Origin of the sequence: Rhodobacter lacus (assembly GCF_042683065.1) — a bacterium.
Taxonomy (GTDB): Bacteria; Pseudomonadota; Alphaproteobacteria; order Rhodobacterales; family Rhodobacteraceae; genus Rhodobacter; species Rhodobacter lacus.
Window position 1 is genome coordinate 80643 of sequence record NZ_JBHUIX010000004.1, and the last position, 24183, is coordinate 104825.

Genomic DNA, 24183 nt, shown 5'->3' on the forward strand with positions numbered 1-24183 from the left:
TCAGCGCCGCGGCGCGCGCCGGTTCAGGCTGGCGGGCCGCCCCGGCAGCGAGAGCGCCGCATCCGCGCGCGGCGTGCGCGCAATCACCTTGCCCTTGGCAATCACCGCCAGCCGTGCCGGACGCAGGCGCAGCGCATCGACCGGCCCGGCCGCATCGAGCACCACGAGCGAGGCTTTTGCCCCCTTCTTCAGCCCGTAATCCTCAAGCCCGATGATCGCGGCATTGGTCTCGGTGACCATGGTGAAACAGCGCGCCATCTCCTCGGGATGGGTCATCTGCGCCACATGCATCCCCATGAAGGCGACATCGAGCATGTCGGCGGTGCCAAGCGAATACCACGGGTCAAGGACACAATCCTGCCCCCAGCCAACGGGAATGCCCAAAGCCTGCATCTCCTTCACCCGGGTCAGGCCGCGGCGTTTGGGGAAAGTGTCGTGGCGGCCCTGCAGCACGATGTTGATGAGCGGGTTCGGGATCGCCGCGATCCCCGCCTCGGCAATCAGCGGCAGAAGCTTCGAGACGTAGTAATTGTCCATCGAATGCATCGAGGTAAGGTGCGAGCCCGCCACCCGGCCCTGCAGGCCGCACCGCTGGGTCTCATAGGCCAGCGTCTCGATATGGCGGCTCATCGGATCATCCGTCTCGTCGCAATGGATGTCGACGCGCAGCCCCCGCGTGGCGGCGATCTCGCACAGATCGGCAAGGCTCGCCGCGCCCTCCGCCATGGTGCGCTCGAAATGCGGGATGCCGCCCACCACCTCAACGCCCATGTCGAGCGCGCGGATCAGGTTCTCGCGGCCATTCGGCGCGCGGTAGAGCCCGTCTTGCGGAAAGGCCACAAGCTGCAGGTCGATGTAATCCTTCACCTTCTCGCGCACCTCAAGCATCGCGGTGACGGTGTTGAGGTGATCGGGCGTGGTATCGACATGCGAGCGGATCGCAAGCAGGCCCAGCGACGCCGCCCAGTCGCAATACTGCAGCGCCCGCGCGACCATCTCGTCAACCGTGGCGATCTCGCGCAGCTCCCCCCAAAGCGAAATGCCCTCCAGAAGCGTGCCCGAGCCATTCACCCGCGGCAGGCCGTAGCTCAGCGTTGCATCCAGATGGAAATGCGGATCGACAAAGGGCGGCGCGACCAGATCGCCCGTCGCGTCGATCACCTCGCGCGCCTCCGCCGCGATCTTCGGCGCGATCTCGGCGATCCGCTCGCCAGCAATCGCAATATCGGCCACGCGGCCATCGGGGAGCGTGCCCCCCTTCACCAGCAGATCGAACATCATCTTTCCCCCTTGTTGAACGGCACCATCAGCGCCGCGGGCACCTCGGCGCGGCGCGACATCAGCACCAGCGCGAGGATCGAGAGCAGGTAAGGCATCATCAGGAAGAGCTGATAGGGCACCAGCGCCCCGATGGGCGTTTGTTGCAGCCGGATCTGCAGCGCATCAAAGGCGGCAAAAAGGATCGCGCCAAGCATCGCCTTGCCCGGCTTCCAGGCGCCAAAGACCACCAGCGCGATGCAGATCCAGCCGCGCCCGTTGACCATGTCGAAGAAGAAGCTGTCGAAGGCGGAGAGCGTCAGGAACGCGCCGCCCACCGCCATGAAGCCCGAGCCCACGATCACCGCGCCCATGCGGATTGCCGTGACCGAAAGGCCCTGTGCGGCAACGGCGGCCGGGCTCTCCCCCGCGGCGCGCACGGCAAGGCCCAGAGGCGTGCGGTAGAGCACGAAGGCGACGAGCGCGACGAGCGCGAAGGCGGCATAGGTGAGCGGCGTTTGCGTGAAGAAGGCCGCGCCCAGCCCCGGAATCTCCGACAGGCCGGGGATCGGATAGGGCTGGAAGGCGGTGATTTTGGGCGGCGAGGAGACTTCGGGCAGCACCACGCGGTAGGTATAGAAGGTGAGCGAGGTGGCCAGAAGCGTGAGCCCGATGCCCACCACATGCTGCGAGAGCCCGAACGGCACGGACAGAAGCCCATGGAGCGCGCCAAGCATCATGCCGGTGGCAAAGGCAACCGCCACGCCCCCCCAGAGCGGCAGGCCCATGTAAACGGCGATCCAGCCCGCGAAGGCGCCCGCGACCATGATCCCCTCGATGCCGAGGTTGAGCACGCCCGCGCGCTCGCAGATCAGCTCGCCCATGGTGGCAAAGATGAGCGGCGAGGCGATGCGGATCGCGGCAGCCCAGAAGGCGGCGGAGGCGAGGATCTCGAAAATGTCCATCAGTCCCTCACCACGCGGAATTTGGTCAAGAGGATCGCCAGCACCATCATCAGGAGCGCCGAGGCGAGCATGATATCCGCGATATAGCTTGGCACGCCCAGCGCCCGGCTCATCGCATCGGCGCCAACAAAAATGGCCGCGACAAAGAGTGCTGCGGCAACCACGCCGAGCGGGTGCAGAAGGGCCAGCATCGCCACCACGATGCCGGTGTAGCCATAGCCCGGCGACAGATCGAGCGTGAGCGAGCCCTTGAGGCCCGAGACCTCGGAAAAGCCCGCAAGCGCCGCAAGCCCGCCCGAGAGGAGCGCGGTTTTCAGCACCACGCCCGTCACCGGCATGCCCGCAAAGCGCGCGGCCTCGGCATTTTGCCCCACCGCGCGCATTTCAAACCCGAGCGTGGTGCGGGCGTTGACGACCCAGAGCGCGACGGCGGAGAGGAGGGCGAGCGCAAAGCCCCAATGCAGCCGCAGCCCTTCGACGATGCGCGGAAGCCGCGCCTCGGCGATGAGGCGGGCGGATTTGGGCCAGCCCATGCCCATCGGGTCTTTCAGCGGCCCTTCGAGCAAGTAGCTGACGAAAAGCAGGAAAATGTAGTTCAGAAGCAGCGTGGTGACGACTTCGTCCACCCCGAGCCGCGTTTTCAAAAGCGCGGGCACGAGGAGCAAAAGCGCGCCTGCAAGCATTGCGGTGAGCGCGATGGCGGGAAGGAGCAGCGCCGGGGGCCAGGGCAGAACGCCGGTGCCGAGCACCGCAGTGACAACGGCGCCCGCGTAAAGCTGCGCCTCGGCGCCGATATTCCAGAGTTTTGCCCGGAAGGCCACGGCCACGGCAAGCCCGGTGAAAATGAGCGGCGTGGCGCGATTGAGCGTTTCCAGCAGCGCAAACTTCGAGCCCACCGCGCCCTTGACGATCGCGCCAAAGACAGCGAGCGGGTTGCCGCCCGCAATCAGCGCCAGAACGCTCGCAACGAGAAAGGCGCCCAGAAGCGCCAGTGCGGGGGGCACAAGGCGGCGCGCAAGGCTGGGCTGGGCGATCGGTTCAAGACGCATCCGCGGCCCTCCCGAACCCCTCGCCCGCCATCCATTGGCCAAGCGCTTCGGCACGCATCGTGCCACGGGCAAAACCGGGGCTGAGCCGCCCCTCGGACATCACATGGATCACGTCGGACAGGGTCATGATTTCGTCGAGATCCTCGGAGATCAGGAGCACCGCCGCCCCCTCTTCGCGCGCCTCGGCGAGGCGGCCATGGACGTAGTTGACCGCGCCGATGTCGAGCCCGCGCACCGGCTGGTTGGCCAGAATGATGCGCGGCGCGGTCTCCAGCACGCGACCAAGGATCAGCTTTTGCATATTGCCGCCGGAAAGCAGGCGAATCCGGGTCTCGGGGCCGGGGCAGCGCACGTCGTAGGTGGCAATGAGGGTTTCGGCCTGCGCCCGCGCCGCGCCCCAGCGCATCCAGCCATGGCGGGCAAAATCCTGCGCATAGGTCTCCAGCACGGCATTTTCGGTCAGGTCGAAATCGGCAATCGTGCCGGTGCGGTGGCGGTCTTCCGGGATGCGGCCAATGCCGCGGGCAAGGGCGCGGCGGGGCGACCAGTCGCCAACCGCCTCGCCCGCAATGTCGAACTGCCCCGAAGCGGGCGCAACAAGGCCCGAGATCAGATCGGAGAGCGCCTTTTGTCCGTTGCCGGAAACGCCTGCAAGCCCGGTGATCTGCCCGGCATGAAGGGTGAGATCAACCGCGCGCAGCCCCGGCGCCCGGCCCTCGCCTTTGGTCGAAACCCCCGCAAGCCGCAAAAGCGCGGGGCCCGCCGGGCGTGCCTCGATTTTTGGCGCACTGACCTTGCCGCCGACCATCAGCGCGGCAAGCTCCTCACGCGAGGTCTCGGCGGTGGCGCGCTCGGCCACAAGCCGGCCATGGCGCAGCACGATGGTGCGGTCTGAGATCGCCATCACCTCATGAAGCTTGTGCGAGATGAAGACGACCGAGAGCCCCTGCCCCACCGCCTCGCGCAGGGTCTTGAACAAAGCCTCGCTCTCTTGTGGCGTCAGCACCGCGGTTGGCTCATCAAGGATGAGAATGCGCGCCTCGCGGTAGAGCGCCTTCAGGATCTCGACGCGCTGGCGCTCGCCCACGGTCAGGCGGCCCACTTTTGCGGCAGGGTCAACGGCAAGGTGGAAACGGCGGGAGAGATCGGCAATGCGCGCCTTTGCGGCCTTGGCATCAAGCCGGAGCGCGCCCAGCCGCTCGGTTCCCAGAACGATATTTTCCCAGACCGTGAGATTGCCCGCGAGGGTAAAATGCTGGTGCACCATGCCCACGCCCGCATCAAGCGCGGCGCGCGGGTTGCCGGGCGGCAGCACCTCGCCAAACACTTCGACCGTCCCCGCATCGGCGGTATACTGGCCAAAGAGAATGTTCATCAGCGTGGTCTTGCCCGCGCCATTCTCGCCCAGAAGCGCGATCACCTCGCCGCGGGCAAGATCAAAGCTCACATCGTCATTCGCGGTGAGCGCGCCAAAGCGCTTCGTTATGTTGGAAAGGCGCAGCACCGGCTGCGCCTTCTGATCGTGGGGGCCGGTCATGGCTCAGGCAGATTTCGGCTCTTCGTCGTTGATCGCGACGGTGAAGCTGCCCGCCTTGATCTCCTCGGCGCGCTTGGCCACGAGATCGAGCGCCTCTTGCGGGATCTTGCCCTCAAACGTGCCAAACGGCGCGAGCGCGCAGCCGCCTTCCTTCATGAAGGAGAAGAGGCCGTAATCTTCCGCCGCAAAGGCGCCCGCGCGGATCTGCGCGATGGCGTGATCAAGCGTCGGCTCGAAGTGCCACAGCGCCGAGGCAACGACGGTTTCGGGGTAGTCGGCCTGGGTGTCGATCACGTTGCCAATGGCCAGAATGCCTTTTTCCTTCGCCGCATCGGAGACACCAAAGCGCTCGGCATAAAGCAGATCGGCGCCGTTCTCGATCATCGCATAGGCGGTTTCCTTCGCCTTCGGCGGGTCGAACCACGAGCCGATGAACGCGACCTGGAAGGTGATCGCCGGGTTCAGCTCGCGCGCGCCCGCCATGAAGGCATGCATGAGCCGGTTCACCTCGGGGATCGGGAAGCCGCCGACCATGCCGATATTGCCCGCCTTGCTCATCGCCGCGGCGATGATGCCGGAGAGATAGGAGGCGTCCTGGATGTAGTTGTCGAAGGTGGCGAAATTCGCAAGCGACCCATCCGGTTTGAAGGAGGAGCCCATCAGGAAGGCAACCTCGGGATAATCGGCCGCGACCTCGCGCGCCTCTTGCTCGACGCCGAACACCTCGCCCACGATCAGATCGTAGCCGCCCTCGGCATATTCGCGCATCACCCGCGGATAGTCGGCATTGGCGGTGTTTTCCGAATAGGTGTAGTCGATCTCGCCACGCGCCTGCGCCGCCACCGCGGCCACATGAATCCGGCTCACCCATTGCTGCTCGACCGGAACGGTGTAGATCCCCGCCACCTTGAGCTTTTTCGTTTCCTGCGCGAACAGGCGGCGCGGCGCGGTGCCGATCAGCGCGGCGCCCGCGAGGCTCGACAGCAGGAAGGCGCGCCGGGACGGCGCATGCGAACGGGTTTGGGAAGCCACGGGGATCTCCTGTCTTGGATGGGCGCAGTATGCACGCCTTTGATCATCTGGTGAAACTTTTCGCAAGACCGATGCCCGGCGCGGCGCCTCCCCTCCAAAACGCGCGGCGCGACTTTGCGCAAGCCGCCCGCCTCGGGGCATTTTGCGCAAAAATCAGGCGTCAAGGCAGAGCAAATGCGCAGCCTCGCCCGCGCATGCCGCCCGGCCGCTTTTCGCCTCACGCCCCGGAAAAGCGCAAAAGTCTTGATGAAAAGCCCGATTCGGGGGACTCTTGGCCGGGGTGATTGTGATCCTGCCGGGGCCTTCGGGCTTCAGCGGTCTTTATTCAAGCCGTTCAGGCGCATGTGCCTGCGGAAATTTGGAAAGGACATTCGCCATGCCTATCGAAGACGATTATGCCAACACCATGGGCCAAGGCCAGACGATCGACATCGGGAGCGGCAAATTCGGTTTTATCCAGCCCACCAGCGATCAGGACTGGTTTTTGGTCGATCTGGTCGCGGGGGAGAGCTACGTTTTCGCCATGGAGGTCGATGAAGCCTCCCTCCTCTTTGCCCTGCATGACCCTGACGGCACCCGCGTTGCCCAAGGCGGGACGGTCTGGGACGAGGACGGCGACGAATTCGTGACCACCTCCCTCATCTTCACCGCCGAGACCTCGGGCAGCTATGCGCTGGGGGTCATGGCCGATCCGGAGATCGAGCAATATGGTGGCAGCTATGACATCAGCGTCGATCTTGCGCCCGAAACAACCGGTATTTTGACGGTGGAAATGCCTGTCGAAGGCACCATCGACGTCGCCGATGAAGAAGACTGGTTCGACATCTCTTTCGTTCCAGAGACCGTCTACCGGCTCACCGTGCGCCCGGACGCAAGCAACGGCACCCCGCTCGATACGGATTACGTCGGGCTTTACGTCTATGACGCATCGGTGTCCGAGCTGGACGCCGATTACGCGTCTGACGATGGCCTTTCCGCGACCTTCAAGACAGCGTCAGATCTGGAAAACGGATTAATCGCGGTTTCGGGCTCGGTGACGGGGGATTACATTGTCACGCTCGAAGCGCTCAGCGACGATATTGCGGACGGGATGGAGACAACGGTCACGCTCGCCTCCGGCGAGAGCGTGACCTCTGCGCTCGATTACGCTTGGGATGAAGATTGGTTCATTGCGCAGCTTGTGGCGGGCAAGACCTATCGGTTCGAACTCGTCGGAGATCCGCAAAGCACGACACCAGCGAGCGTGTCTATCTCCGAGGTGCACCTTTACGATGCTCAGGGAACGGAAATCGAGGCCGTCATCGACGGGCTCGAAGACTGCCTTTATGTGGGCGATGGTGCACAGGTCGCCTTTGTCAGCGTTGCATGGGGCAGCGATCATGGCGAGGGTATCGGAGATTACCTCGTCTCGGTGACCGAGGTTGCGGATGACCTGCCCGCGAGCACGGCCACGACCGCCGAGCTGACACCGCAGGGCCCGGCGCTGGGCCGGATCGACTATGCCTATGACGAGGACTGGTTTTACGCCACTCTGACGCCCGGCGATGTCTGGAGGATCTCTGTCGCGCCAGATCCGAATTCAGACACACCGCTCGCGGGCACAGCGGCGCAGCCGATCACGCTTTATGATGCAACAGGTGCCGAGATCAGCTCGGGCTGGGGCGCGATCGAATATCTCAGCTCCGATGACGCCCCGATCTATATCGGCATTGGTGGCAGTGACGTCAACAACGACACGACCGGCGATTATCAGATCCGCCTTGTGAACCTGAGCGCCGCCGATGATTTCGGCTCCAGCCTCGAGAGCGCGAGCCCGATCACGCCAAACAGTTTTATCGCAGGCGAGATCGGCTACGAAATCGACGAAGACTGGTTTGCCATCACGCTGCAAGAGGGGAGCAGCTATGCGTTCCAACTCTTGGGGCGCATAACAGGCACCAACAACCCATATGCTACCGGCGCCCTGCGGTGGTCCGATCTGACGCTGATAGGCCCCGACGGAAGCGCGATTACAGAAGGGTTCAGCCTGAGCGAAACCTATGTCAGCGGGCGCGGCGAGCGCACCTTTATCGAGGGGTTCGTCGCCCCGGTTGCGGGCACCTATTACCTCTGCGTCGCGCCTGCGAGCGTACTCCCCCTGACAGGGGGCTACGGGCTTCGGGTGTTTGAAGAAGCGCTCACCGCGGCCGCGCAAACCGGCACGGAGGCAAGTGACAAGATCGTCTCAGGCAGCGGGGACGATGTGCTCACGGGCCTCGGGGGCGAAGACTGGCTTGATGGCGGTGCGGGCGATGACAGCATCGCCGGCGACACCGGCAATGACATGGTGATGGGCCGAGCCGGCAATGACACGCTTTCGGGCGGCGCGGGGGCGGACCAGATCGCGGGGAACACCGGCGATGACAGCCTCGACGGTGGCGCGGGCAATGACCTGATTGGCGCAGGCGCGGGGAATGACACGATCCGTGCCGGCACGGGCAACGATACGGTGCGCGCGGGCGGCGGCGATGACACGGTCTATGGCGGGGAGGGCGATGATGACATTCGCACCGGCTCTGGTCATGATTACGTCGAGGGAGGCACCGGCAATGACACGCTCTTTGGCAACCGCGGCGATGACACGCTCCTGGGCGGGACCGGGGATGATGTGCTGATTGGCGGGCGCGGCGATGACATCCTCAACGGCGGCACCGGCAACGACCTTCTGGTGGCGGGGCGCTCCGTTGATGTGGGCAGCGACGCGCACGGCAGCGACCAGTTCGTGTTTGACCTCTTCACCAGCGGCGAGAGCGACACGATCCGCGGCTTCGAGCTGCATTCCGACGACTGGGATGGCACGGACCAGATTGTGCTGAGCGGGGTCACGAGCAATGCTGGCACGGATGCCGCCGCGCTGCTCGCGGCGCTTTCGATCACCGATACCGAGGCCGGGGCCGAGATCCTCTATCTGGGCCACCGCATTCTTGTGGAGGGGATTCTGGCCGCAGATCTCGGGCTCGACGAGATCGTCTTTGTCTGAGGCGGTGCGGGCATCGGCGCGAGACCGTCACGCGCTGCCCGCCCAAAGGCCCCAAGCGCCCTTGGGCGGCAACTCTCTCGCGGCTCAGAGCGCCTCGACCGGCACCCAGACCGACACCGCGCCGGGCGGCACCGGAAATGCGCCCTGCCCGGCCTCATCAAGCACCACCTCGCCCTCGTGCTTGCCCAGAAAGTCACAAAACCGCGCCCCGGCCCGCTCGGGGCCGAGATCGACCCATTTTTCAGCCGCATCGCCATTGGTGAGCACAGTGACGGAGCCGGGCGCCTCGGCGGTGCCGTGGCGCACAATGGCAAGGCAATTCGGGTCGTCGAACAGATCGGTCTGCGCCCCATGGGCAAACCGCGCCCGGGCGCGCAGCAGATCCGGCAGGCAGTCTATTGCGGGCATCTCGATCGCATATTCTTCGCCGTCGCCGCCCGTGTCGCGATAGGAGGCGCCAAAAAGATCGGCCCAGAACACGCAAGGAACCCCCTCTTCGCGCATCAAGATGAGCGCATAGGCGAGCGGCTTGAACCAGGGCTCGACCGACGCCTCAAGCGATTGCAGCGGCTGGGTATCGTGGTTCTCGACAAAGGTGACCGCCTTGTCCGGCATCTGCGCCACAAGGCTCCCCGCGAAGATCTGGCGCATGTCGAAGTCTTTGCCCGCCTGTGACGCCTCATGAAACGTCATGTGCAGCCCCACATCGAACAACGTCAGTTGCGCGTCGACCAGATCGAGATAGGCCGACAGCGCGCCGGTGTCGGGCTTCCAGTATTCGGCCACAACGAAAAGCTCCGGGTTCACCGTCTCGCGCAGATGCCCCACCCAATCGCGAAAGAACCAGGCCGGAATATGCTTGGCCGCATCGAGCCGGAACCCGTCTACGGGCACTTGCTCGGCGATCCAGCGGCCCCAGTATTTCAGCTCTTCATAAACGGCGCGGTTGCGGAATTCGACATCGGCGCCCATCAGGAAGTCATAGTTCCCGAGCTCGTCATCGACCTCGTCGTTCCACTCCCCCGCGCCATAGTCGTTGAGGATCTTGACCAGCGCATCCTCCGACGGGTCTTCGATCCGGTCCACCCCGGTGAAGCAGCGCGCATCCCAGACAAATTCCGAATATTTCCCCGCCCGACCGGGAAAGGTGAACCGCGTGTAGGTGGTGGCCTCGAACGGCTCGCCAAGGAAAGCCTCGCGGTTTTCGGGATCGACGCGCTGAACCGTCACCCGCTCGGTCTCGTCCGCCCCCATCTTGTGATTGAACACGACATCAAGGATCACCCGCAGCCCCTGCGCGCGCAGCGCCGCGCAGGCCGCGCCAAAAGCCGCGCGGTCGCCATAGCGGGTGGGCACCGAGCCTTTCTGATCGAACTCACCGAGGTCGAACAGATCATAGGTGTCATAGCCCACCGAATAGCCCCCCGAAGCGCCCTTGTAGGCCGGCGGCAGCCAGACATCGGTGAGCCCGAGCCGGGCCAGATCCTCCGCGCGGGCCGCAATATCGGGCCAGAGCTTGCCACCTTCGGGGTAGTACCAGTGAAAGCCCTGAAGCAAGGTGCGGTTCGGCATCGGCGTCTCCTGTGGACGAGTGGCGATGCCGGTCAACGCGGCGATGCGGCAACAAGTTGCATCTGACAGGTGCATTTATTCTCCCCCTCCCGCGGGACGGGAAAAGTTGCCGCCCGAGGCGCTCTCTTGCGGCTTTGCGGCGGCGTCTTTATGCCTGCGCCATGCGCATTCTTGAAAACATCATCAGCGATCGTGGCTCGAAATATGCGGTCTCGGGCGGGCCATGCCACAGCGCCGAAGAGGCGACAGCCTTTATCAAGGAGCTGTGCCGCACCAAGAAATTCGCCAAGGCCACGCATAACAGCTGGGCACTCCTGACCCCCGAGGCGCCCTTGAAGAACGACGATGGCGAGGCGGGCGCGGGCATGGTGATCTTGCGCATGCTCGAGCGCGAAGGGCTCCCAAACCATCTCATCGTGGTGACACGCTGGTTTGGGGGCAAGCATCTGGGCGGGGATCGGTTCCGCCATGTGCAGGAGGCGGTGCGGATCTATCTGGAGGATCTGCGCACAAGGTAAAACGCCCGCGATGGATCGCGGGCGCTTTTGGTGCAAGGCGGCTCAGTAGCGGATCATCACCGATTTCAGCTCGGTATAATCCTCGATGAAGGCCGAGCCGTATTCGCGCCCGATCCCCGAGCCTTTCGCGCCGCCAAAGGGCACGCCGGGGTCAACGATCGTGTGCATGTTCACCCAGACCGTCCCGGCCTCGACCTGGGGCACAAGCCGCAGCGCTTTTGACAGGTCATGGGTCCAGACCGAAGCGGTAAGGCCGTAGGGCGTGTCGTTCATCTCGGCAACGAGTTCTTCCTCGGTGTCATAGGCGATGAGCGTCGCCACCGGGCCAAAGACCTCTTCGCGCCACGAGGTGCTTGCAAGCGATTTCGGGCGGATCACCGTCGGCTTCACATAAAAGCCGGGGCGGTCATAGGCTTCGCCGCCAACGACGAAAGTGTCGCCCTCGCGGCGCGCCGCGTCAAAAGCCTCCAGCACCTTTTCATATTGCGCCTTGGTCGCAACGGGGCCGAAGGCGGCGGCGTCATCCATCGGATCGCCCGCCTCGATGCCCTCAAGCCGCGCCCGGATCGCCTCGGAGACCGCGTCGATCTGGCTGCGATGCACAAGGAAGCGCTCGGCGGAGGCGCAGATTTGCCCGGTGTGCATGAAGCCCGCCTCGAACATGCCGTCGACAATCTCTTCCACGCTCATGTCGGGCAGGAAGCCGGCCGCGTTCTTGCCGCCAAGCTCCAGCGTCACATGCTTGAGGTTGGCCTTCATCGCCTCTTGCGCGATGATCTGGCCGGTGCGCACCGAGCCCGTCAACGAGACCTTGGCAATGCGTTTGTCGGGGATGATCAGATCACCGAGCTTGCCCGGACCGTTGATGACATTGAGCACACCGTCGGGCAGCCCCGCCTCTTTGCCCAGTTCGGCCACACGCAGCAGCGAAAACGGCGTCGGCGAGGCCGATTTGAGAAGGGCAGTGTTGCCCGTGGCCAGCGCGGCGCCAAGCTTCCAGATCGGGATCATCACCGGGAAGTTCCACGGGATGATGCCAAACACCACGCCAAGCGGCTGGCGCAGGGTGAGGGCGGTGTATTTCTCGCCCTTGGCCGAGGGCACCGAGGGCGAGAGCGTTTCGCCCGCGATCTTCGTTGCCCAGCCGGCATAATAGCGCAGGAATTGCGCCGCCCAGCCCACCTCGATCATCCGCGACAGCCCGATCAGCTTGCCCGATTGCAGCGTTTCAAGCTGGGCGATCTCTTCGCCATGTTGTTCGATCAGATCGGCGAAACGATAAAGGATGCGCTCTTTCTGCGCCGGGGTGGTCTCGGCCCATGCGCCACGGAAGGCCGCGTCGGCAGAGGCGATCGCCTCTTCCACCTCGGCGGGGGTGGCCCGCGCCACGGTGGCGACAAGCTCCCCCGTTGCCGGGTTGTGGATCGCCTCGCGATCCGTGTCCGAGCCCGGCACGGCGCGACCGTTGATGAAGTGGCCCTGTTGCCGTTTGAGGAAGGCCTCAACTTCCGGGAGCAGCGTGACTTTTGCCATTTTATTCAGTCCTTCTAATGATTTGATCAGGCCGCAACGGCGTTTTGCAGGCCACAGATCAGGTCGCTCGCCTTTTCGGCGATGGCGATGGTGGGGGCATTGGTGTTGCCCGAGGGGATATGCGGCATCACCGAACTGTCGGCGACGCGCAGCCCCGCGATGCCATGCACGCGCAGTTGCGGATCGACCACGGAGGTCGCCGGGTCCTGCCCGATGCGGCAGGTGCCGACGGGGTGGTAGACGGTGCGCGAGACGCGGCGGACATATTCCTCAAGGCCCGCAAGGTCATCGGCGGCAACCACGGGGTTGAAGATCTCCGTCACATGCTCGGCCAGCGCCGGTTGGGCAAAGAACTTAAGCGCCAGTTGCGCGGCCCGGATCTGGCCTTGCACATCGCGCTCATCTTCAAGGTAGGCGGCGCGGATACGCGGCAGCTCTGCCGGGTCGGCAGAACGGATCTCCACCTCACCGCGCGATTTCGGCTGCACATGGCCGGTTTTGATGGTGATGCCGTGGGTCTGGCCTTTCTGGTTCAGGTCCGGGTCATCCCAGGTGTCGAGCACCGGCAGGAAGTGGAACTGCACATCGGGGCGGCCCGCGCCGGTGCTGTCAATGAAGGCGAAGGCCTCAAGGATCGGCGAGGTCAGCACGCCCGAGCGCAGGAAGGTCCATTCGATCCCGTGGCGCAGCGCCTTGAGCCCCTTGTCCTGCCCGTAAAGCGAGATCGGCTCCTTGATCGTTGCGTTGACGGACATATGCAGGTGGTCATGGAAGTTGCGCCCGACCGGAAGCTCTGCCTTCTGTTCAACGCCCGCGCGCGCCAGCACCGCGGCCGGACCGAGGCCCGACAGTTGCAGCACCTTGGCCGAGCCGATGGCCCCCGCGCAGACAATCACTTCCTGCCGCGCGGTGGCGGTATGCTCGCGCCCATGCACCTTGTAGGTCACCCCCGTGGCGCGGCCGTTCTCGATCTCGACCCGGCTGACCAGAGCATTCAGTTGCAGCTTCAGGTTCGGGTTGTTGCGCACGCGTTTGAGATAGGTGCGCGAGGCCGAGGCGCGCTCGCCCTTGTGGGTCGTGGTTTGATAAAAGCCCACGCCCTCCATCTGCGCGCCGTTATGGTCCACGATGTAGGTGTAGCCCGCCTGCTGACCGGCGCGCACAAAGGCCTCGCTCAGCGGGTGGCGATAGCGGTTTTCGCTGACGAACAGCGGGCCGTGGTTGCCGTGATACTCGTTCGCCATCGCCTCGTTGTTCTCGGCGCGGCGGAAGTAACGCAGCATCTCCTCGCCGTTCCAGCCGGTGGCGCCAAAATCGCGCTCCCAGGCATCGTAATCGGCCTTGTGGCCGCGCACATAAACCATGCCGTTGATCGAGGACGACCCGCCGAGCACGCGGCCCTGCAGCACATCCATATCCCGGTTCATCGTGTAGGGTTCGGGCTCGGCCATGTAAGGCCAGGATTTCGTCGGGATGACCCGCGACATGCCGCCCGGGGCCTTGATGAAGAGATTGTTGTCGCTTCCGCCCGCTTCGAGCAGAAGCACCGTGCCACGCCCGCGGCTGAGGATGTTGTAGGCAATCACGCAACCGGCCGAACCGGCGCCGACAATGATATAGTCAAATGAGTCCGCTGACATGGCACATTCCTTCCGTGCGTTTCCGGTGGCATCTCGGGTCTGGTGGCGCCGCGGCCTGAAAGCGTATGCAGCGGTGCACTGTTGTGCTGCATTAATTGATAGCCTTCCTATTAGATTGCCAGCTGAACTTTTATCAAAACACTGTGCGTATTTGCACATATTCCTGAGGGAACCATCAGGGCCTTGTTTTTGTTTTCAATTATTGCCGAGCACGAGGGGATGGCCGCGCTCTGCGGGCACGAACCGGCTGCCGGGGTCTTGCCAGGGCCTTGCCGAACAATGTCACGTGAATTAATTAGCCTTGCTATCAAAAATGGAGAAAGGTGATGTCCAGTCCAGAAGATCTTGAGCGGTTGGGGCTCTCGCTCGTGCTGATGGCGCGGCGCTACCGCAAGGAAATGGATGCGATTTTTGCCGGGGAGGAACTGAGCGAGGCCACCTCCTTGCCGCTGCGCTTTCTGGTGCGCGAAGACCGGATCTTGCGGCAGAAGGATCTCGCAGAGCTTCTCGATATCGAGGGGCCAACGCTGGTGCGGGTGCTCGATACGCTGGTGGCGCGCGGTTTTGTGCGCCGCACCGAAGACCCCGATGACCGCCGCGCCAAACTGGTGAGCGTGACGCACGCGGGCCGCGCCTATCTGGCCTCGCTTGGCGAGGTTCTGACAGCGCTGCGGACGGAGCTTTTCGCGGGTATCCCTGAAGACGATGTTGCCGCCACCCTGCGGCTGCTCGGCCAGCTCGAAGCCAATATCGCCGCCCGCCGAAAGGACGGCTGACCCCCACGCCCCCGCTGATTTTCCCTCTCACGCTCGCCCCGCCGTGCCGCGGCGGGCGCCCTGAAGGCATGACCATGACCCGTCTCGAACTCTGGCATGCGGCCCGCCTCGCGCTCGCCGCCTGGGCCGCCTTTGCCATCGCCACCGCGCTCTCGATCGAACATGCCTTCTGGGCGTCGATGCCGGTCTGGGTGATCGCCCAGCCCTGGCGCGGGGTCACGCTCGAGCGCGCGCTCTGGCGGTTTTTGGGCACGGCGGTGGGGGGCGGGCTGGGGCTGGGGCTTCTCGCCCTCTCGCCCGATGTGCGGGTGACGGCGGGCGCGCTCTCGCTGCTGCTCGCGGGCTTTGCCTTCTGCGTGCATATCTGGCCCGGAGTGCGCAACTACCTGCCGATGATGTGTGCGATCACGCTCGCGGTCGTGGTGCTGCCGGCACTCCTTGATCCCTCGGGCGATCTTGAGCTGGCGCGCGACCGCCTCGCCTGCACCGGGATCGGCGCGCTCTGTGTGGTGATGATTGTCGGCCCGTTCACGCCCAAGGCCGATGCGCCGGGCTTTCGCGCCGCCGGGGCCGCTCTGGCCGCGCGTTTCCGCCAGACCGCTGCCCTTCTGCTCTTTGCGCCCGACGAGACCGCCCGTCTTGATGCCGCCTTCGCCGAAACCCTGCGCAGCGGTGCCGAACTCGAAACCCGCGCCCGGCTCGTGGCCGCCGGATCGCGCGATGGCTACCGGCGCATGGCCGCGCTCGAAGCCATTCTCGCGGCCGGGCTTGCGCTTCTTGAAGCCGCCAGCCTCGCGCGCCGCACTCCGGCAGAGGCCGCCCGCGCCCGCGCCCTGCTGCACGCCCCCTCCGAAGCGCGCGTCCCTCCCCCACCGGACACGGCCTCCGACCCCATGGCAAATGCGCTCCACGCGCTTGAGACGGCGTGCCGGGAGCTGCAGGCCACGGCCCCTTCGGGCCGCGCCTTGAACCGGATCGCGCCACCGCGCAATCTCGCCGCCGGGCTGCGCGGGGCGGCCCTTGCCTTTTGCGTCAGCCTTGCGGGCGGCGCGCTGGTGATCCTCACCGGCAGCTTTGCGCTTGAACTCGCGGCCTTCTCGATGACCGTTTTCGCGCTTGTGCTTGGCGCGATGCCGCTGCCGCAGCCGATGGCACCAAAGCTCGGCACCGGCGTGGTGATCGGGGCGGCAACGGGCGTGCTCTATCGCCTCGCCGTGCAACCCCACCTGACCGACTGGCCAAGCCTCGTGCTCACCATCGCCCCCTTCATCCTCCTTGGCGCTCTTGGCCGCGCCAATCCGCGCACCGCCCCCTATGCGCTCGATGCCAACATGTGTTTCATGCTTGCCAGCCAAGCGGGGGCCGCCGCGACCACCCCGACCGTGGCCATCAGCTCCGGCGTGGCGATGGCGCTGGGCACGCTCCTTGTCGTGGCCTGCGTGATGGCACTGCCGCGCCCCGGCGCCCGCCTGATCCGGCGCACCGAGGCACGGCTCGAACGTGACATCCGCCTGCTGAAAACCCGGTCAAATGCGCTCCCGCCCGCGCATTGGACGGCGATCTGGAGCCGTCGCGTGCTCTCGCTCGCCGCCGCGCTCGAAAGCACCGCCCAGCCCCTGCCCCGGCATCTGCTGGACCTCGCCGTGCGCGGGCAGGAGGCGATCGCACAGCGCCATTCCGGCCCGATCGCCTGAAGGCGCCCGTCACGGCGCGGATTGAACGCTTGTTAACCTTGTTCCGTCAGGGTCGCCCCATCAGGAACGAGGAATCGTCATGTCCATCGCCATGTCACTTACCACTCTCACCCGTCAGGCGCCGGAAATCTCGCCTTACAGCAATGTCACCCTGCTTTTGTGGCGCAAGACCGCTTTTGGCATGGTGCTCGATGCCGAAGGCCGTGCGGAGCGCTCTTCGGGTCCCTATCTGCGCCACGAACTGGAGGCCGCCATCGCCCCGCATCGGGCGCAAATTGCCGCGGCGCGCAGCCATCAGGTGTTAAGACCCCGTTAACTCTGCCCACGTATCGTGACGGTGTGATCGTGTGATTTTGTCCGAAAGTATGGACCCCCATGCCGTTCAGACCGTTTTCTGGTATCTTGCTCGTCCTTGGAGTGGCGGCCTCCCTCGGAGGCCTGTTCGGGGCAATTCAGTATAACCATGGCTGGAGCCGCACGACGGAACGGCTGGAGCAAGACACTTATGCCGCCGCCGATCATGTGGAACTGTTGATCCGCTCGATGCGGCTCTCTGCAGAGATCCTGCTCGAACAGATCTCCCCGACAGATCTCGTCACGAGCGCAACCCCGGCCATTGCCACGATCATGCGTGAAAACCATGGCATTGCGGCGGCGCTTGTGGTCGATGCCACGGGCCACGTGGTCGCCGGGCAATATGGCGGCGGCAATCCCATCGGGCTCGATGTGTCAGACCGGCCCTATTTCTCGGTGCATCGCAACCGCAGCTGGCACGGCTTTTATGTCAACGCCCCGATCCGCGCACGGATCGACAGCGCCTGGTCCCTGCCGCTCAGCCTGCCGATCGAAGATCGCGACGGGAAATTTGCGGGGGTTGTCGTCGTGGTCGCGCAGGAAGCCTTTTTCGCGCATCTGCGCACCCCGTTCCGGGCGGAAGACCTGCGCATCTTCCTGCGCATGCGCCCCGATGGCCAGTTCATCGCCCTGCCCGACCCGCATGGCACGAAGCCCCTGCCCTTCGCGGTGCGCGAAAAGCTCGCATGGCATGGCAAGCGAGAGGCGGACCCGCAGCCCGGCACGATCCGCTATGATTTGCCCGAGGCCGTTGTCGCATTGCGGCAAAGCCCCTCCGGGCTGTTTGATGTGCTCGCGATACGCTCGACGGACGAGATGAAGCTCGAGGCTGTGAAGGAAGGGTTGCGAACCGGCTTTGGTGCGCTGATCGCAGCCCTTGTCGTCGGCATGGCGGGGCTTGGGCTCGCGCGCTGGGCAAAGGCCGCGCAGACCGAGGCAGAACGCGCCCGCTTTCTGGAGGAACGGTTGCGGCTCGCCACCAATGCGGGGCGCATCGGCGTCTGGGATCTCGACATCCTCAACAACCACGAGATCTGGGATGAGACGATGCACGAGCTTTACGGCCTGGCCCCGGGCACGTTCGACGGCAGTTTCGAGGCCTGGATCGAGCGCATTCACCCCGAGGATCGGGTGAAGGCGCGCGCCGTGTTCCGCCGCGCCAGCGAGCACGGCAAAGATGTGGCGAGCGAATATCGCATCATCACGCCCAAGGGAGAGGTTCGGGTGATACGCACCCATGCGCGGATCTTCCACGACCGGCACGGCCGGATGGTGCGCGCGCTCGGGGTCAATTACGATGTCACCGAGCGGGTGGCGCGCGAGGCCGAGCTGGTCGCGGCGCGGGCCGAGGCCGAGGCCGCGCGCACCCGCATCGCCCATGATGCGCTGCACGATCCGCTGACCGGGCTCGCAAACCGGCGCGGCATGGACCGGAGCATGCGCCGGGGCTTCGAGACCGCGCCCCCGGATCTGCCGATGGCTTATCTGCATCTCGATGTCGACCGCTTCAAAACCATCAACGATGTGTTCGGCCATCAGGCGGGCGACCATCTGCTGTGCGCGGTTGCCCGCCTGCTGGAGCGCACCGCCCCCGTCGGCGCAGAAGTGGCGCGCATGGGCGGCGATGAATTTGCCGTATTCGTGCAGGGCCGCGGCGCCGAGGCGCGCGCGCTCAAATGCGCCGAGCGGTTCGTGCGCGCCTGCCGCGAACCGCTGGAGTTCGAGGGCAAAAAACTGTGGTTCAGCGCGTCGGTCGGCATGAGCGCGCGCGCGGGCGCGGATGCCGGCGAGATGGTGCAAAACGCCGATATCGCGCTTTACGAGGCCAAGAACGCGGGCCGCGACCGGATTATCGCCTTTTCGCCGGAACTGCGGCGCCGGGTTGAACACACCAAGCGCATTGCCGACAAGCTCGTGCATGCGCTGCGCGAAGACCGGATCTCGGTGCATTTTCAGCCCCAGGTCGATGCCTGCACCCAGCGGCTCATCGGTGCCGAGGCGCTGGTGCGCTGGCACGACCCCGAAGAGGGCTTGATCGCGCCAGACCAGTTCCTGCCCATTGCACGGGAGATGGGGCTTTTGGCGCGGATCGACGGCATCGTTTTGCGCAAGGCGGTCGAGACCGTGCGCATGCTTGCCGCGCGCGGCATCGCTCTGCCGCGGATCTCGGTCAACGTCGATGTGCAACGGCTGATGCAGCCCGACCTGTTCGAGGATCTCGCCGCCCTTGGCCCGTTGCCCTGCCCGCTCGCCTTCGAATTGCTGGAAACGCTCGATTTCGACGAGATCACCGAGGCGATGCTCGATGTGCTGGCCCGGCTGCGCGCGCGGGGTGTTGCCATCGAGATCGACGATTTCGGCCGCGGCCGCACCTCGCTTGCCACGGTGCAACTGATCCGCCCGGACCGGTTGAAGATCGACCGTTCGCTCACCGCGCATTCGGCGCGCTTGCCCGGCGGCGTCGATCCGGTGGTGGAAGCGATCTGCAACATCGGGCGCGCGCTCGATATCGGCCTGACCGCCGAGGGGATCGAGAACGCCGATCAGGCGGTCGCCTTTTCCAGCATCGGATGCGATTGCCTGCAGGGCTACCACTTCGCGCGGCCCATGGCAGCGGAGGATCTCGCCAGCTGGATTGGCGCGCGCGCCGAACGCATGACGGCCTGAGCCCGGCGCGGGCTCAGAAGTCCTGGTTCTTCAGCAGTTGCGCCGGGATCACCAGCCCGGCGCCGATTGCACCAAGGGTAAAGATCACGCGGATGATATGCTCGGAGGCCATCACGAAGGTCTCGACGGCATCGGTGGGATGCGGCGCCGTGACGGCAAAAAAGCCCAAAAGCGCCTGACCGAAAAACGCCCCTGGCACCATCGGAATGCAGCCCGCGAGCGCCACCGCATTGCACGCCGGCCCAAGCGCGCGGCGCAGCACCGAGACAGAGCAACTCGTCACGATGGCCGCCGCGAAGGTCGCCCCTTCGAGGCTCCAGGCGAGGTCTTGCCCGATCGTGCGCACCGCCAAAGCGAGCGCGCCTGCCGCAGCGCACCACGGCAGCGCCCGAAGCCCGAAATTGAACAAAACCCCGAAGCCCGCGGCGGCGAGCGCGCCAAAAAGCGCCTGATGCGCCAGATGCGGCATGAGCGACAAAAGATATTCCATGCTCAGCCCCTGATCCCCAAAAGCGCCTCGGCAAACCACACGCCCACCGCGGCAAACACCATGATCATCAGCACCCAGACCGCCCGCGCGCTGCCCATCGTCGGATAGCCGTCCATGATGTCGGCCTGCGCGTTGGTCGCGGGCACCCCCGGCACCAGCAAAAGGATCGAGGCCATCATCGCCAGATGCACGGTGGTGCTCTGCAGCGCGAGCGAGCCGAGCCCGCCAAGGGTCGCGGCAAAAAAGGCAATCGCCCCCGCCACGAGGAAGATGTTCACGCCCCGGTGCAGCAGGTGGTGGCGCAGATATTGCCCGAGCGTGCCGCCCAGCAGCACCGGCCCGAAGGAGAGCCAGTCGATCCCCAGCAGACGGCCGAAGGAGGCACAAGCGATCCCGACCGCCACCGAGGTGAACCACGGCGCATGGCGTGGGGTCTCGCGCACGAGCCGGGCGAGTTCCGCCTCCACCTGCTCGACGCTCATTCCCCCGCCCTCGGCGCGCGCGCAAAGCTCGCGCACCGCGAGGTCAAGCCGATGGTTCACACCGAGCCGGCCCAGATGCAGCATCCGGGTGATGGTGGTTTCCTCGGCGCGCAAGGTCATTGCAATCGAGGCATAGCCCGAGCGCAAGCCCACTGTTTCCGCTCCGAAGCCGGTGGCAATCATCGAGATGCCGCGATGCACGACGCTGACCGAAGCGCCGCTTTCCATCATGATCCGCCCCGCCTTGAGCGCCGCATTGGCATAGCGCTCGAGCTCTCGGTGGCGCACCACAACGCCGTCCTGACTATTGCTGTCCATCTCTCTTCCGGTCTTTTTCCGCACAGCCCTAGCAGCCCGGGCGCGCCCCGCCAAGCGCGCAACCGGCCTTGCATGGCCACTTTGCGCCAAATCGCGGGGCGCGCCCAAAAGCTGCGCAACGATCTGTCATATCGAGGAAATATCGCGCAACACCCTTTCCCGCTTGCGGCAAGCCCGGCGCCGGGCGCGACGCATCACCCGCTTGGTCGACTCGCCGAGATCGGCCACAGTGAAACCGGCACCATGGTCCTCAGGCAAAGGAGAAAGACGATGCTGCACTGGATCGCCTTCACGGTGATTGGGCTCGTGTTCATCTTGAGCTACCTGCGCGCCAATGCCACGCCGGGCGTGCTGCCGCCGCGCCGGGGCGGGGAGGGCGGCAGTGACATCGGCGGCGACGGCGATGGCGGCGGGTGCGGTGACGGCGGGGATGGCGGCGGCGACTGAGCGCGCCAACGCAGGCCGATGACGATCAGCGCGCGAGCCCGAGCGCCTCCAGCCGGGCCACGCTTTGCGGCAGCCGCGCATGCTCGGCGCGCACTTCAAGGATCAGTCGCGGCGTCTTCTCCAATGCCCCAAGCGCCGCAAAGACCGGGCGCCACGGGATCCGGCCATCGCCCGGATGCCAGTGCCGGTCGGCATAGCCATCGGCATCTTGCAGATGCACATGGCCGAGCATGTCGCCCGCAGCGGCGATAAAATCCACCACCGGGGGCGCATTGTAGCGGCCATGCGCCAGCTCGGCATGGCCGGTATCAATCGACACGCGCAGGTTCGGGTGGTCGATCTGGCGCGCCAGCCGCACCCGCGCCGAAGGGTCTGTGTCGTCGATATTTTCCAGCATCACCGTGCAGCCGATCTCGGCCGCGCGCGCAAGCACCGGGGCAAGGCAATCGGCGCAAGCGGCAAAGGCGGCGGCCTCAAGGCCGGGGTAATTGTCACGGTTGAGCACTTGCCAATAGGTGAAGGGCGAATGCACCACCATATGCGTGGCGCCGAGCGTTTCGGCCACTTCGAGCGCGGAAAGAAAGCGCGCCGTGATGATGGCCCGAATATCGCGGTCCGGGTTGGAGAGATCGAGCCCGAAGAACGGCCCGTGAATGCCGCGCGGCCCCTTATGATCGACCAGCAGGCGCTTCCAGACGCCGAGCAGATCATCGCGCTCCGCCGCGGTGAGGTTGGGCGTGACGAAATCCTGAATTTCGATCGCGCGACCGGGCCCGCAAATCCAGTCCCGGAGCGGTTTGAAACTGTCGATCAACAGGGCAACGCCCAGAAGCGGCGGGGTCATGGAAAGCCTCTCGGTAACGGCAGATGCCCGCCGAGCCTTGCACAAAGCGCCCCCTGATGAGAAGGCCGCCAGCGCGCAGCCCCCTGCCGCTATTGCGCGCCAAGGCGCAGACCCGTCCCGGCGCGCGGCAGTTGCCGTGGGCGTTAATGCAGCTATAGTGCGCTGGTCCGGTCCGCCCGCACGCTCACCGCCGCATCGGATCTTTTGCAGGAATCGAGGGATGAGGGCGCGCGCAATCCGCGCGCGGCAAGGGACAGGTCATGTTTGAAGAGGCGCCAAATCGCTGGCAGCACCCGCATTGGCAGCCCGGTCCGGGCAGCGGCGACCTCTTGTGCGAGATCTACCACACCGCCCTCAACCCCGAAGATTATGAACGCCTCGTCGATACCGGGCTTGGCGCTCTTGCGCTCAATGCGCCAGAAAAACGCCCCGAAGGCTTTCCCGAGCGCCCGCGCGAGCGGCTGATCGACCCGATGATGGCCGCACGTCACGTTGCGCAGGCGGGCACGATCCTCGGTCAATCCGCGCCCTTCCCGGAGGTGGAGCGGCTGTTCACGCTATACCGCCACTTGCCCGCCTTGCTCATTGCGCCCGACGGGGTGGTGCTGCGCGCCAATGCGCAAGCGGCGGCCCGCGTGCCGGGAATGGCCCGCCTGCCCGCCGATTTTGCGCAAACCGGCAGTCTTGCGGGCACCGTTACCCGGCGCATTCCGCTGCGCTACGAAGGCACGCAAGAGGCCGTTTTCATGGTTCTGTTCGACCCGGAAAGCCAGACAAGGCTGGCCGCGGAACTGGCCGCAAGCTTCGATCTCACGGCGGCAGAGGCGGATGTGTTGCGGCTCTCGCTGCAATGCCTTGGCCGCAAGGAGATTGCCCAGCGCCGCGGCGTTTCGCCTGAAACGGTGAAAAAGCAGATCGAGCGGATTTTGACCAAGACCGGCGCAGGCTCGCAGATGGAGCTTTCGCAGATCGGCGCCGCGCTCTGGCGGGACCCCGCACCGCCAGCGCCCGGCGTTGCCGCGCCCGAGGGCCCCGCCCTGCCCTACTTTCCTGACGAGCGCAGCCTCCTGCACGCGGGCCGCAGGGTGAGCTACCGCGTTTTTGGCGCCCCCGAAGGTCAGGCAGTGGTGTTTTTCCACGGCACGTTCGGCTTTTGCCGCTGGCCACAGGCCGCCGAGGCGGAGGCAGCACGACGCGGGCTGAAAGTGATCGTGCCGATCCGCGCGGGGTATGGCAACAGCGCCCCCGTTCCCGCAGGCGCCGCGATGCCCGCGGCAATCTTTGCCGATATCGCGGCGATTCTTGCCCAAGAGGGGGTGACGCGCGCACCGGTTGTGACGCTTGAGAACGACAGCGCGCTCGGCTTCGGCTTTGCCCGCGCCTTCCCCGAATTGGTCACGGGGCTGATCGCTTTTGCAGGGGTGCTGCCGGTGACGCGCAAAGTGCAATACCGGCGCATGGACAAATGGCACCGGTTCGTTGTGGGCAGCGCGCATTACACGCCCGTGCTGCTGCCTCTCGTGGCGCAGGGCGGCTTTCACTTTGCCGCGCGCATCGGGCGGGAGGAATTTGTGCGTCGGGTCTATGCCGGATCGCCACCAGATGTGGCGCTGCTCGCCGACCCCTCAGCCCGGGAGGCGATTCTGGATGGCACGCGGGTGGCGCTCTCGCCGCGGCATCTGGCGCACCGCGCCTATGCGCTCGAGATGCGGGCCTTTGCGCGGGGCGCGTGGGCGCGGGCGGTGACGGCGCTGCGCGACCGGCTGCCGGTGGTGTTTGTCAATGGCGCCACCGACCCGATTGCACCGCCGCCGACGATCGCCGAGTTCCGCGCCGATTACCCCTGGATCACGTTTGAACTGCACGAAGATGCGGGCCAGTTCGTGTTCTTTCGCCATTGGGCGCGGCTCTTTGTGCATCTGGCCGAGATGATGGCGCCGCGCTGAGCGCACGTTGTCAATTCCCCGTCAGGGGGATGGCCGCTGCAGC

19 protein-coding genes are annotated in these 24183 nt (G+C 65.4%); 8 read left to right on the plus strand and 11 right to left on the minus strand.

Annotation, left to right across the window (positions count from 1 at the left end; all coding sequences use genetic code 11):
- Genes ACFSM0_RS03805 through ACFSM0_RS03825 form a run of 5 tightly spaced genes read right to left on the minus strand, consistent with a single transcriptional unit; the run spans position 1 to position 5840 of the window.
- The gene (locus ACFSM0_RS03805; protein WP_377387937.1) at positions 1 to 1278 is read right to left on the minus strand and encodes an amidohydrolase family protein; all 1278 of its coding nucleotides are present in this window, start codon (positions 1276 to 1278) and stop codon (positions 1 to 3) included.
- On the minus strand, positions 1278 to 2222 hold the full coding sequence (locus ACFSM0_RS03810; protein WP_377387415.1) for an ABC transporter permease: 945 nt from the start codon (positions 2220 to 2222) through the stop codon (positions 1278 to 1280). The genes ACFSM0_RS03805 and ACFSM0_RS03810 overlap by 1 nt, the downstream gene beginning before the upstream one ends.
- Positions 2222 to 3271, minus strand: coding sequence for an ABC transporter permease (locus ACFSM0_RS03815; protein WP_377387418.1), 1050 nt, complete (start codon positions 3269 to 3271; stop codon positions 2222 to 2224). The genes ACFSM0_RS03810 and ACFSM0_RS03815 overlap by 1 nt, the downstream gene beginning before the upstream one ends.
- Positions 3261 to 4808, minus strand: coding sequence for an ABC transporter ATP-binding protein (locus ACFSM0_RS03820; protein WP_377387421.1), 1548 nt, complete (start codon positions 4806 to 4808; stop codon positions 3261 to 3263). The genes ACFSM0_RS03815 and ACFSM0_RS03820 overlap by 11 nt, the downstream gene beginning before the upstream one ends.
- A 3-nt stretch (positions 4809 to 4811) precedes the next feature.
- The gene (locus ACFSM0_RS03825; protein WP_377387424.1) at positions 4812 to 5840 is read right to left on the minus strand and encodes a BMP family protein; all 1029 of its coding nucleotides are present in this window, start codon (positions 5838 to 5840) and stop codon (positions 4812 to 4814) included.
- Between the two features lie 376 nt (positions 5841 to 6216).
- On the opposite strand from ACFSM0_RS03825, the gene ACFSM0_RS03830 reads away from it, so the two are divergent.
- The gene (locus ACFSM0_RS03830; protein ID WP_377387427.1) at positions 6217 to 8859 is read left to right on the plus strand and encodes a calcium-binding protein; all 2643 of its coding nucleotides are present in this window, start codon (positions 6217 to 6219) and stop codon (positions 8857 to 8859) included.
- Between the two features lie 84 nt (positions 8860 to 8943).
- Here the strand turns inward: ACFSM0_RS03830 and amyA are convergent, their stop codons facing one another.
- Positions 8944 to 10431, minus strand: a complete 1488-nt coding sequence (gene amyA, locus ACFSM0_RS03835) for an alpha-amylase (protein WP_377387430.1) — start codon at positions 10429 to 10431, stop codon at positions 8944 to 8946.
- A gap of 161 nt (positions 10432 to 10592) precedes the next feature.
- Here amyA and ACFSM0_RS03840 point away from each other — a divergent pair, with 161 nt between their 5' ends.
- Positions 10593 to 10949 (plus strand): YigZ family protein, encoded by a 357-nt coding sequence (locus ACFSM0_RS03840; protein ID WP_377387433.1) that lies wholly within the window; start codon positions 10593 to 10595, stop codon positions 10947 to 10949.
- A 42-nt stretch (positions 10950 to 10991) separates the two neighbouring features.
- Here the strand turns inward: ACFSM0_RS03840 and ACFSM0_RS03845 are convergent, their stop codons facing one another.
- Both ACFSM0_RS03845 and ACFSM0_RS03850 read right to left on the minus strand, forming a co-directional pair.
- The gene (locus tag ACFSM0_RS03845) at positions 10992 to 12482 is read right to left on the minus strand and encodes an aldehyde dehydrogenase family protein (RefSeq protein WP_377387436.1); all 1491 of its coding nucleotides are present in this window, start codon (positions 12480 to 12482) and stop codon (positions 10992 to 10994) included.
- Between the two features lie 26 nt (positions 12483 to 12508).
- Entirely contained in the window at positions 12509 to 14122 is a 1614-nt protein-coding gene (locus tag ACFSM0_RS03850) for a GMC family oxidoreductase (protein WP_377387439.1), read from the minus strand.
- 326 nt (positions 14123 to 14448) lie between these two features.
- On the opposite strand from ACFSM0_RS03850, the gene ACFSM0_RS03855 reads away from it, so the two are divergent.
- The 4 genes from ACFSM0_RS03855 (at position 14449) to ACFSM0_RS03870 (ending at position 19613) form a co-directional block, all read left to right on the plus strand.
- Entirely contained in the window at positions 14449 to 14898 is a 450-nt protein-coding gene (locus ACFSM0_RS03855; protein WP_377387442.1) for a MarR family winged helix-turn-helix transcriptional regulator, read from the plus strand.
- Positions 14899 to 14972: 74 nt separating this feature from the next.
- Entirely contained in the window at positions 14973 to 16592 is a 1620-nt protein-coding gene (locus ACFSM0_RS03860; protein WP_377387445.1) for an FUSC family protein, read from the plus strand.
- 79 nt (positions 16593 to 16671) lie between these two features.
- Complete coding sequence (locus ACFSM0_RS03865; RefSeq protein ID WP_377387448.1) at positions 16672 to 16908, plus strand: hypothetical protein; 237 nt, start codon at positions 16672 to 16674, stop codon at positions 16906 to 16908.
- Positions 16909 to 16967: 59 nt separating this feature from the next.
- On the plus strand, positions 16968 to 19613 hold the full coding sequence (locus ACFSM0_RS03870; RefSeq protein ID WP_377387451.1) for a bifunctional diguanylate cyclase/phosphodiesterase: 2646 nt from the start codon (positions 16968 to 16970) through the stop codon (positions 19611 to 19613).
- A 13-nt stretch (positions 19614 to 19626) separates the two neighbouring features.
- Here ACFSM0_RS03870 and ACFSM0_RS03875 read toward each other — a convergent pair whose 3' ends face one another.
- Positions 19627 to 20103 (minus strand): threonine/serine exporter family protein, encoded by a 477-nt coding sequence (locus ACFSM0_RS03875; RefSeq protein WP_377387454.1) that lies wholly within the window; start codon positions 20101 to 20103, stop codon positions 19627 to 19629.
- 2 nt (positions 20104 to 20105) lie between these two features.
- Complete coding sequence (locus ACFSM0_RS03880; RefSeq protein WP_377387457.1) at positions 20106 to 20903, minus strand: threonine/serine exporter family protein; 798 nt, start codon at positions 20901 to 20903, stop codon at positions 20106 to 20108.
- 270 nt (positions 20904 to 21173) lie between these two features.
- Here ACFSM0_RS03880 and ACFSM0_RS03885 point away from each other — a divergent pair, with 270 nt between their 5' ends.
- Positions 21174 to 21350, plus strand: a complete 177-nt coding sequence (locus ACFSM0_RS03885; RefSeq protein ID WP_377387460.1) for a hypothetical protein — start codon at positions 21174 to 21176, stop codon at positions 21348 to 21350.
- 25 nt (positions 21351 to 21375) lie between these two features.
- Here ACFSM0_RS03885 and ACFSM0_RS03890 read toward each other — a convergent pair whose 3' ends face one another.
- Entirely contained in the window at positions 21376 to 22194 is an 819-nt protein-coding gene (locus ACFSM0_RS03890) for a sugar phosphate isomerase/epimerase family protein (RefSeq protein WP_377387463.1), read from the minus strand.
- 260 nt (positions 22195 to 22454) lie between these two features.
- Here ACFSM0_RS03890 and ACFSM0_RS03895 point away from each other — a divergent pair, with 260 nt between their 5' ends.
- A complete protein-coding gene (locus ACFSM0_RS03895) occupies positions 22455 to 24140 on the plus strand; it encodes a helix-turn-helix transcriptional regulator (RefSeq protein WP_377387466.1) in 1686 nt (561 codons plus the stop codon).
- Positions 24141 to 24183: the final 43 nt, after the last annotated feature.